The organism is Stenotrophomonas sp. STEN029 (assembly GCF_056760015.1).
Map to the genome: position 1 here is coordinate 19930 of NZ_JBRREC010000060.1, position 9626 is coordinate 29555.

At 64.4% G+C, this 9626-nt stretch carries 9 protein-coding genes and 1 pseudogene; 2 read left to right on the plus strand and 8 right to left on the minus strand.

Going from position 1 to position 9626, the window contains the following annotated elements; genetic code table 11:
- Positions 1-187: 187 nt before the first annotated feature.
- From ACVOLI_RS13550 to ACVOLI_RS13585, 8 genes and pseudogenes are all read right to left on the minus strand, one after another.
- On the minus strand, positions 188-796 hold the full coding sequence (locus ACVOLI_RS13550; RefSeq protein WP_481614807.1) for an LON peptidase substrate-binding domain-containing protein: 609 nt from the start codon (positions 794-796) through the stop codon (positions 188-190).
- Positions 797-883: 87 nt separating this feature from the next.
- Complete coding sequence (locus ACVOLI_RS13555; RefSeq protein WP_481614808.1) at positions 884-2254, minus strand: DcaP family trimeric outer membrane transporter; 1371 nt, start codon at positions 2252-2254, stop codon at positions 884-886.
- A gap of 361 nt (positions 2255-2615) precedes the next feature.
- Positions 2616-3404 (minus strand): 2-oxo-3-hexenedioate decarboxylase, encoded by a 789-nt coding sequence (dmpH, locus tag ACVOLI_RS13560; RefSeq protein ID WP_481614809.1) that lies wholly within the window; start codon positions 3402-3404, stop codon positions 2616-2618.
- Entirely contained in the window at positions 3401-4441 is a 1041-nt protein-coding gene (gene dmpG, locus ACVOLI_RS13565) for a 4-hydroxy-2-oxovalerate aldolase (RefSeq protein ID WP_481614810.1), read from the minus strand. The genes dmpH and dmpG overlap by 4 nt, the downstream gene beginning before the upstream one ends.
- A 10-nt stretch (positions 4442-4451) precedes the next feature.
- A complete protein-coding gene (locus ACVOLI_RS13570; RefSeq protein WP_481614811.1) occupies positions 4452-5390 on the minus strand; it encodes an acetaldehyde dehydrogenase (acetylating) in 939 nt (312 codons plus the stop codon).
- 40 nt (positions 5391-5430) lie between these two features.
- On the minus strand, positions 5431-6228 hold the full coding sequence (locus ACVOLI_RS13575; protein WP_481614812.1) for a fumarylacetoacetate hydrolase family protein: 798 nt from the start codon (positions 6226-6228) through the stop codon (positions 5431-5433).
- Positions 6225-6431, minus strand: a pseudogene (locus ACVOLI_RS13580) (tautomerase family protein); the annotation flags it as partial. The pseudogene ACVOLI_RS13580 and the gene ACVOLI_RS13575, both read right to left, overlap by 4 nt.
- A gap of 19 nt (positions 6432-6450) precedes the next feature.
- Positions 6451-7716 carry an MFS transporter gene (locus tag ACVOLI_RS13585; protein ID WP_481614813.1) on the minus strand — a complete coding sequence of 422 codons (1266 nt, stop codon included), beginning with the start codon at positions 7714-7716 and terminating at the stop codon, positions 6451-6453.
- A 149-nt stretch (positions 7717-7865) separates the two neighbouring features.
- Between ACVOLI_RS13585 and ACVOLI_RS13590 the strand changes: the two genes are divergently transcribed.
- Together ACVOLI_RS13590 and ACVOLI_RS13595 are read left to right on the plus strand one after the other, a co-directional pair.
- Positions 7866-8534 (plus strand): hypothetical protein, encoded by a 669-nt coding sequence (locus tag ACVOLI_RS13590; RefSeq protein WP_481614814.1) that lies wholly within the window; start codon positions 7866-7868, stop codon positions 8532-8534.
- A gap of 59 nt (positions 8535-8593) precedes the next feature.
- Positions 8594-9439, plus strand: a complete 846-nt coding sequence (locus ACVOLI_RS13595) for an IclR family transcriptional regulator (protein ID WP_481614815.1) — start codon at positions 8594-8596, stop codon at positions 9437-9439.
- Positions 9440-9626 lie beyond the last annotated feature (187 nt).

The window sequence follows — 9626 nt, forward strand, 5'->3', positions numbered from 1 at the left end:
TCGGCAGAAGCTTTCCCGGTAACGCCCCCTGCCGAGCATGACTCGGCACTACGAAGGCATTGCTGGCCAGCACTGCGGGATCGGCGTAAGCCGCGACGCTGGCAATGCCTCGCTGCCCGCGTCAATCAAGATCTGGTGATGTATTGGTTTCGCGGCTTACGCCGCGCTCCCACATCCTGCAACCGGGTTACAGCTCTTCCTCGATCGGCACGTCCAGCTCCGGAATCCATTCCAGCAATCGATCCAGGCGTCGCCGCGGGTCGTTCTCCTGCAACAGCTGCAGCCGCTGGGTTTCGCTGAGCGGCAATAGTTCGGCCAGGCGCCAACCCACCCACGCTGCCTGATCCAACTGTGCCGGACCGGCGGCGGCGTACTCGCCGCCTATCTGCTCGATGATGTGTTCCAGCAAGGTAGCGAGCAGCCCGTGTTCCGGCTGCAGTTCATCATCGCTGTCGAGCTCGCACCACTGCACATCCGCCGTCACCAAGCCGTTGTCACGTACATGGGTTGTCGTTACGTGGAAGCGTCGCGCGCCGCGCAGACGCAATACCAATACGCCATCGGGGCCGACATCGAAATCCTCAACCGTGGCCTCGACGCCCCAGGCAGCAGGCGTTGCCGGTGCACCGACTTCCTCGCCATGCAGGATCAGGCAGACACCGAAACTGCCGCCGGTACGCCCGCACTCGCGGACCAGATCCAGGTAACGCGGCTCGAACACGCGCAGGTTCAACGCCGCGCCCGGCAGCAAGGTTGCGTGCAGCGGAAACAATGGCAGGCTTGGCGATGTATTCATGACAGACAACACGGGCGGACCAAGGCTGATGTTACCCCAGCCCGCCGGTGCTGTTCCGCAACGCGCACGCACCAGCGCGTGCTTGCATCAGAAGTTGTACTTCACGTGGGTGTGCAGGCGGTTCATGTCGCCCTCCTGTCCGTTCTCGATGCGACGCGTCGCATGACTCAACTCGACACCGAGATCCAGCTTGGGGAACGGCGAGTAGATCAGGTTGGCACGCACCGACTGCGCCCTCTCGGTCACCTCGTAGCCCGTCAACGCGGCATCGTTGTCCAGCACCGCAACCGAGTACACCAGGTTGCCGCGCAGCTTCGGCGTGAAGGCATGACGCCAGGCAGCGAAACCGCCGTAGCCGTCCATCGCATGCAGCCGGCCCTCCTCGTCGAGCACCGTATCGCTGCCCAGCGCGAAACCGAGGTAGCGACCCACGCCACTGCCGCCACTGACCATGTAGCGCAGGTCATCGTTGGCACCGATGTTGAAGCGACCTGACACACTCAATGCCGCGCCGGTCTCGGTCTCCCCACCATAGCGGAAGTTGCGCAGCATCGCTGCGGCGGTGAAATGGCCCCAGTTGCCGCGTGTGCTCCAGCGTGCGGTCAAATCCGGGATCGTATCGGCGCCGCTGTTGAAGCGCGCACCACGGCCAGCAAACGGAGTGATCGTGGTCTGCGGGTTCTCCGCCGAGAACGACCAGGCGCCGCGGGTGTAACGCAGCTGTGCCTGCCGCGAGAAGATGGTGCCTTCGGAGGGCCCGGTGAAATCGACGGTATCCGGCAGCGCAGCAACATCCTGGAAGTTGGACCAGGTCTGGCCGGCCAACCAGTTGTTCCAGCTCACATAGGCTTGGCGCAGGGTCAGCGCATAGGTATTGGTGATGACCTCGTTGCCAGCGAACGCATTGCTGCCCCCACCGTACATGTCGGCCTCGATATAGGCCTTGAGCTTGTCGCCGTTGTCGGTGGTGGTGTCGGCACCGAACCAGAAGCGCGAGAACTGCGCATGCACATCGGTATAGCTTGCGCTGCGGCCATTGCCATCGGCTGCAACCGGGGTGGCGCCGGGGAAGTAGAACAGGCGCCCGGCCGAGCCATCCGCGATTTCACCATCGCTGGTGCGGGTATACATCGAATCGAGTTTGATGAAGCCGCCGAAGGAGAACTTCGTGCCCGGCATTGCATTGGGCAGGGTCGCCGACGGTGCAGCCGGTGCAGCGGCAACCACGCGGGTTGCATCGAGTGCGCTTGCGCTCGCAGCCGGGGCTGCAGCGGCGTTGGCCGCCTCACGTTGCTGGTACTGCTGCAGCATCGAGCGCATCTGCTGCATCTCCTGCTCCAACTGCGCCATCCGCGCTTCCATGGCCTTGGCATCCGTTGCCTGTGCGAGCGCACTCAACGGCATCGCCGCCAAGGCTGTGGTGACGGCCAGGGCCGCCAGCTTCTTGTTGCTGATCATTGCTTTCCCCTCCCAGGGCAACAGAACACCGTTCCGGCCTTTCTTGGAAAGGCCAGTCGAAATGACGCCGTTTTCTAATGCGGGAAATCGCTCTTCCCGATTTCCCCAATCCACCTTCAGATCGCCATTCCCGCGCAGGCGGGAATCGCTCTGGGTCTTGCCCTTTCTGTTTCTATTTTTGTTGCTGCTGCTGTTATTGCTGCTTTTTACTGTGGAAACCAATCGTCTCGATTCCCCAGACCAACTTTCAGATCGCCATTCCCGCGCAGGCGGGAATGACAGCTGCAAGCGATTCCCGCCTACGCGGGAATGACGATCTGAAACAACTTGGGGAGCCCAGCGTGCAGTGACCCTCCACCCGTCAAACAAACCGCATCGAAGTGGTACCTAGGCCATCCGCACGCACCAGCACGTTGTCACCGGCCGCAACCGCCACTGCCGCGGTGATCGCACCGGACAGCACCACGCTGCCCGCGGGCAACACCTGCCCACGCTGCGCCAACATGTTGACCAGCATCGCCACCGCTTCTGCCGGGTTGCCGAGCACCGCCGCACCGGCACCGACCTCAACTACCTGGCCGTTCTTCTCCATCACCACGCCCAGGGTCTCCAGATCCAATCCTTCCACCGCGGTCGGGCGCGATCCCAGTACGTAGCGCGCCGCCGAGGTGTTGTCGGCGATGACGCTGGGCAGGTCGAAGCGGAAATTCTCATAGCGCGAATCGATCAACTCGATCGCCGGTACCACGTAGTCGGTAGCCGCCAATACCCGGGCGATATCACAGCCCGGCCCCTGCAGCGCATCACGCATCACGAAGGCGATCTCCGCCTCCACCTTAGGATGGATGAGCCGGGCGGTATCCACGACGGCGCCATCGTCGACGGCATTGTCATCACCCAGGAAGCCATAGATCGGCGTGTCAACGCCCATCTGCTGCATCTTCGGGCGCGAGGTCAGGCCCATCTTCATGCCGACGATGCGGACACCTGCGGACTGCTTGATGCTGCGCAGGCATTCCTGGATGTCGTAGGCCTCATCTACTCCGATCTGCGGGTACGCGTCGGTGATCTTCACCACCTCGCGCACGTCCTGCTCGGCGGACAGCAGCTGCTTCGCGCAGCCTTCAATGATGGAACGGTCCAAGGTCATGCGGTTTTCTCCTGCGTGGTGGCGTCGCGGGCGCGCAGAACATCCAGTGCGACGTCCACGATCATGTCTTCCTGGCCACCGACCATGCGGCGCTTGCCGAGTTCGACCAGGATGTCGACGGTGTTGATGCCGAAGCGCTTTGACGCAGCCTCTGCGTGGCGCAGGAAGCTGGAATAGACGCCTGCGTAACCCAACGCCAGAGTTTCGCGGTCAACACGCACCGGGCGGTCCTGCAGCGGACGCACGATGTCATCGGCGGCATCCATCAAAGTGTAGAGATCACAACCGTGGTTCCAGCCCATGCGCTCGGCGGCGGCAATGAACACTTCCAGCGGCGCATTGCCCGCGCCCGCGCCCATCCCTGCAAGGCTGGCGTCGATGCGGATCGCGCCGGCTTCGACCGCGGCGATGGAGTTGGCCACGCCCAGCGACAGGTTGTGGTGCGCATGGATGCCGATCTGCGTATCGGCCTGCAGTGACTCGCGCAGCGCGCTGACCCGCTCGCGCACGTCGCTCATGTTGAGTGCGCCGCCGGAATCCACCACGTACACGCAGGACGCGCCGTAGCTTTCCATCTTCTTCGCCTCCACCGCCAGCGCCGCAGGCGTGGTCATGTGGCTCATCATCAGGAAGCCGACCGCGTCCATGCCCAGTGCATTGGCTGCTTCGATATGCTGGCGCGAAATATCGGCCTCGGTGCAGTGGGTAGCCACACGCACGATGCGCGCACCGGCAGCATGCGCATTCTTCAGGTCATGCACGGTGCCGATGCCGGGCAGCAACAGCGTAGCGATCCTGGCATGCGATACCGATTCGGCAGCCGCCTCGATCCACTCAACGTCGCTGTGCGCGCCGAAGCCGTAGTTGAACGATGAACCCTGCAGGCCATCGCCATGCGCGACCTCGATCGAGTCCACCCGCGCCTTGTCCAGCGCAGTGGCGATCGCCCGCACCTGCGCCACGCTGTAGCGGTGACGCACCGCGTGCGAACCGTCACGCAGGGTGACATCGGAGATGTAGAGCTTGTTGTCAGTCATGCGTTCTTCCTCAGGCTGCAGCGCGCGCGGCCAGCACCGAGGCGGCCATGCGCTCACCGGTGGCCAGTGCGGCCGACGTCATGATGTCCAGGTTGCCGGCGTAGGCCGGCAGGTAGTGCGCGGCACCTTCCACTTCCAGGAAGATCGTGGTCTTGAGGCCAGTGGTGAGACCGACGCCGGGCACGTTGACCGGTTCGTCCAGCACCTCGAACTGCACCTGCTGCTTGAGCCGGTAGCCCGGCACGTAGGCAGCCACGCGTGCTGCCATGTCATTGACTGCTGCGTCGATGGCCGTGGTGTCGGCCAGTTCGCTGAGCACGTAGACGGTGTCGCGCATCAGCAACGGCGGCTCGGCCGGGTTGAGCACGATGATGGCCTTGCCCACGGCCGCACCACCAACGCTCTCGATCGCCCGCGAAGTGGTCTCGGTGAACTCATCGATGTTGGCGCGGGTGCCGGGGCCGGCACTCTTGCTGGAAATGCTGGCGACGATCTCGGCGTACTTGACCTTGGCCACCGAGGCCACCGCGGCGACCATCGGAATGGTGGCCTGGCCACCGCAGGTCACCATGTTGACGTTGGCGGCGTCGATGTTGTCGTCCAGGTTGACCGTCGGCACGCAGTACGGACCGATCGCCGCAGGCGTCAGGTCGACCACGCGGATGTTCGGCTTGGCCTTGCGCAGCAACGCGTCGTTGGCAATGTGCGCGGAGGCTGATGTTGCATCGAAGACGATGTCGATATCGGCAAACAGCTCCGATTCAATCAGCCCTGCCACGCCGCTGGCGATGGTCGGTACGCCCATGCGCGCAGCGCGCGCCAGGCCATCGGAGGCCGGATCGATGCCTACCAGTGCGGCCATCTGCACGTGCTTGCCGTGGCGCAGGATCTTGATCATCAAATCGGTACCGATGTTGCCGGGACCGACGATGGCAGCTTTCAGGGTCATGGAGCACTCCTGTCATTCAATGTGGGGGAGGAAGCAGGCATCACGCGAAATACACGTCGGCACTGCCAAGCGCGCCAACGCGGACGCGCATGTGGTCACCGGCGGCCACCGGTATCAGCGGCACCAAGGCGCCGGACAGGATCACTTCGCCGGCCTTCAACGGCGTACCAAGGCGACCAAGCGTGTTGGCCAGCCATGCCACGCAGTTGACCGGCGAGCCCAGCGCGGCGGCACCAGCGCCGGTGGCCACCAGTTCGCCGTTCTTCTCGACCACCATGCCCAGCGTGCCCAGGTCCAGGTTCTTCGGCGGCACGCGCAGCTCGCCCAGCACATAGGCTGCGGCGGACGCGTTGTCGGCGACGGTGTCGGTGATGCCGATGCGCCAGTCGCGGATGCGCGAATCAACGATCTCGAAGCACACCGACAGCGCCTCGGTCGCAGCGAGGACATCGTGGTGGGTGATGCCGGGGCCAACCAGGTCGCGTTTGAGATGGAAGGCGATTTCACCTTCCGCACGCGGCGCGATCATCCCCGCCACCGGCAGCGTGCCGCCATTGGCAACCTGCATGCGATCGGTGAGGAAGCCGAAGTCCGGCTGGTCGACTTTTAACATGCGCTGCACGGCCGCCGATGTGGCACCGATCTTCTTGCCAACCACGCGCTCGCCATCGGCCAGGCGGCGCGCAAGCAGATCATTGGAGATCGCATAGGCGTCGGCGAGGGTCAGCCCGCTGATCCGCTCGCTCAGTGGATCAACCGCCACGCCAGTACGCAGCGCGGTGTGCAGTTCGCCGCCATGGCGGGCGATCGCAGCGGCATCCAATACCAAAGCCGTCATGCCTTGCCCCCTTCAACCGGATCGCTCTTGAGCACATCGCCTACCGCGAAACGCTGCGGCGGAACCTCGGTGACCATCACCCGGATCGCACTCATCGGCGCATCCAGTTCCACATGCGCCACCTTCGCCAGTTCGCGGATGAAGCGCTGTACTTTCTGCTCGTCGCGGCCCTGCACCAGGGTCACTTGGATGATCGGCATTTCTTTACTCCTGCTAGTTCGGTCAGGTCAGCTCGACGCCCTTGGTCTCGGGCAGGAACAGCAGCACGATCACCGCAGCCAGCGCGAAGAACCCGGCGGTCGCCATCAAGCCACTGGCGACGCCGTAGCTGTTGGCAAGGAAGCCGATCAAGGCCGGCGCGATGGCGGCGATGGCGCGGCCGCCGTTGTAGACGAAGCCCTGCGCGGTGGCGCGCACGGTGGTCGGGAACATTTCGGCGAAGGTCGGCGCGAAGCCGCTGTAGAAGCCGGTGCCGAAGTACGCCACGACGATGCCGAACGCCATCAGCGACATCGGCGACTTGATCATCACGAACACCGGCACGGTCAGCGCGGAGGCCACGAAAAACAGCATGAAGGCCTTCTTGCGACCGATCGCGTCGGCGATGTAACCGAAGGTGACGAACCCAAGCGCCGCACCGATCTGCATCACCACGATCCAGATCGTCGACTTGACCATGTCCAGGCCCGGGCCGCCGTCAGCGACCGGCGTTGCGAGGTAGGTCGGGATCCACGTGAACAGTCCCCAATAGCCACACATCGCGGCGGTGACGAAGGCCAGCCCGACCGTGGTGTTGCGCGCATGGGTACCAAACAGGTTGCGCATGGTCTGGGCGAAGCTGAGGCGTTCCTTCTGGTTGACCCAGATCTCCGGCTCCTTGACGTGGCGGCGCACATAGAAGGCAAGCAGTGCCGGCAACAGGCCAACCGCGAATACCCAGCGCCAACCCAGCGTCGGTACCACCAGCGCGGCGATGATCGCGGCAGCGGCATAACCGGATGCGAACGCACTCTGGATCCAGGCCAGGATTTTGCCGCGGTGCTGTGCCGGCCAGCTCTCGCTGACCAGTGCCGAACCCGCGGACCACTCACCGCCGACACCCAGGCCGACGATCACGCGGAACAGCATCAGTTGGCCCAGCGTGTCGGACAGGCCGCACAGCGCCGTGCCGATGGAGTAACAGATGATGCTGAGCATCATCGACTTCGCCCGCCCCATGCGATCGGCCAGGTAGCCGAACACCAGTCCGCCGAACGCGGTGGCCATCAGCGTGGCCGACATCACCATGCCAGCCTGCGACTTGTCGAAGCCCAGGTCCGCGCTGACGTGCTTGAGCACCATCGCGAACAGCATCAAGTCCATCACGTCCAGCATCCAGCCCAGGTAGGCCGAACGGAACGTGCCCCACTGCTGCTTGCTGGCCCCCTGCCACCAACGGCCGCCTGCGCCGCCTGTTACTGCCTGGATCGATGAATCACGCTGCGCCATTGGCTTCCCCTCCGGAATCGTGGCTGATACGAAAGTATCGGTGATCGATACTCAGCGCACAAAATATCCCACTTTTTCTAAAAATGGAACATGGAATTTAATTTTGTATCGATATACGATACGAATGCCGTTACAACCGCGAGATTCCGATGTCCGACCTGATCCTCCGCCTGCACGAAGACCACCTGCCACCCGGCTGCCCTCCTGTTTACCTGCCCAGCGGTCCGCGCGCCCTCTATGTCCGCAGCGGCGGCCTGAGTGTTGAGTCCGCGCAGGACAGCCAAGCGCTGGACCCGGCCCAGGCGCGCGTCTGCCAGCAGCAGGTCACCCTGCTCAACGGCGATCAGGAAACGGTGTTGTGGCGCTGGGAGCTGACTGATCGCAACCGCCCTGCCGGCGCCCTGCCATCGGCGCCCGCCACCCGCAGCGAGCTGAAGCTTGAGGCGCCAATCAACCTGGATGACCGCTTCGAGTGGCTGATGCGCTGCGACCGCGTCGATTTTCCCAAGGGCGGCGTGGCGCTGACCCATGTCCATCAAGGGCCGGGCATCCGGATCTGTGACTACGGCCAGATCAGCATCGAAACGCTCGGAGACAGCCACGATTACCCGGCCGGCAGCGCCTGGTTCGAGCTCGGCCATGCACCGGTACTGGCACCCACCACCGAGGCCGAGGAAACCCGCTTCATCCGCTGTTTCCTGCTGCCCCGCCAGCTCAAGGGGCGCAGCTCGATCCGCTACGTGCGCCCGGAAGATGCGGCCGCGCAGAAGACCCAGCAGTACAAGGTTTTCGCAGAGCGATACATCGACCTGCCATAATCGGCGGAAAATGCGGTCAACAGGCCGCGTTCGTCCATGCAACACACTGCAGGTAGCCGATGCCCAGCCACGACGCGAGTGACAAAAAGGAATTGGGCGCCGCCAGCGGCGCCGTTGAGCCACAGGAAGAAAGCGCCGAACAGGGCCTGCCCACCGCCATCGTCTCGCTGAAGGTGATCGAGGCACTGGCCGCGGCACCCACCGGGCTCGGCGTCACCCGCCTCGCGCAGTTGCTGGGCATGCCGAAAGCACGCGTGCACCGCCACCTCAGCGTGCTGCGCGAGCATGGCTACGTCGACCAGGATCCGGACAACAACCAGTACCGGGTAGGTTGGCAGATGTTCCTGCTGGGCCGTGCCTGCAGCAGCCGTTTCGATGTGATGGGGCTGGCCAAGCCGGTGCTGGAACAGCTGCGCGACGAAGTTGGCCAGACCGTGGTGATCTCCACGTTCTCCGACAACGAGGTAGTGGTGCTGGACCTGCTGCGCGGTACCGCGCCAGTGGAGATCAGCCTGCGCCCGGGCACGCGCTTCCAGCACAACAGCGTGGCGCAGGGCAAGATCGCCCTCGCCTACGGCCCGGACAAGCTGCGCCGCGCCTACCTGACCCAGCCACTGAGCAACAGCACGCCGCGCACCATCGTCGACCCGGATCGACTGGCGGCGGAGATCGAGCTGGTGCGCAAGCGCGGCTGGGCCGACGCACCGGAAGAGCTCTACATCGGCATCAATGCCCTCGCCGCGCCGCTGCTGCAGGGCAACGGCGAATTGTTCGGCACCTTGGCCATCGTCGGCTCCATCCACTACCTGCCGAGCACCCCGGACCCTGCGCACGTGCAGGCAATGTTGAGCGCCGCCGCGCAGATCTCGGCCTTGATGGGCTACCACCCACCCAAGCCCCGTTGAGCGTCACCTGTAGTGCCGAGCCATGCTCGGCAGAGGCCTTACCGCAAAACCCAAACCGTAGTGCCGGGCCATGCTCGGCAAGGAACCTCACCTGTAGTGGGGGGGGGGGGGGGGGGGGGGGGGGGGGCGGGGGGGCCGCGCGGCGCCGGGGGGGGGGGGGCCGGGGGCGAGGGGTGGGCGGGGGGGG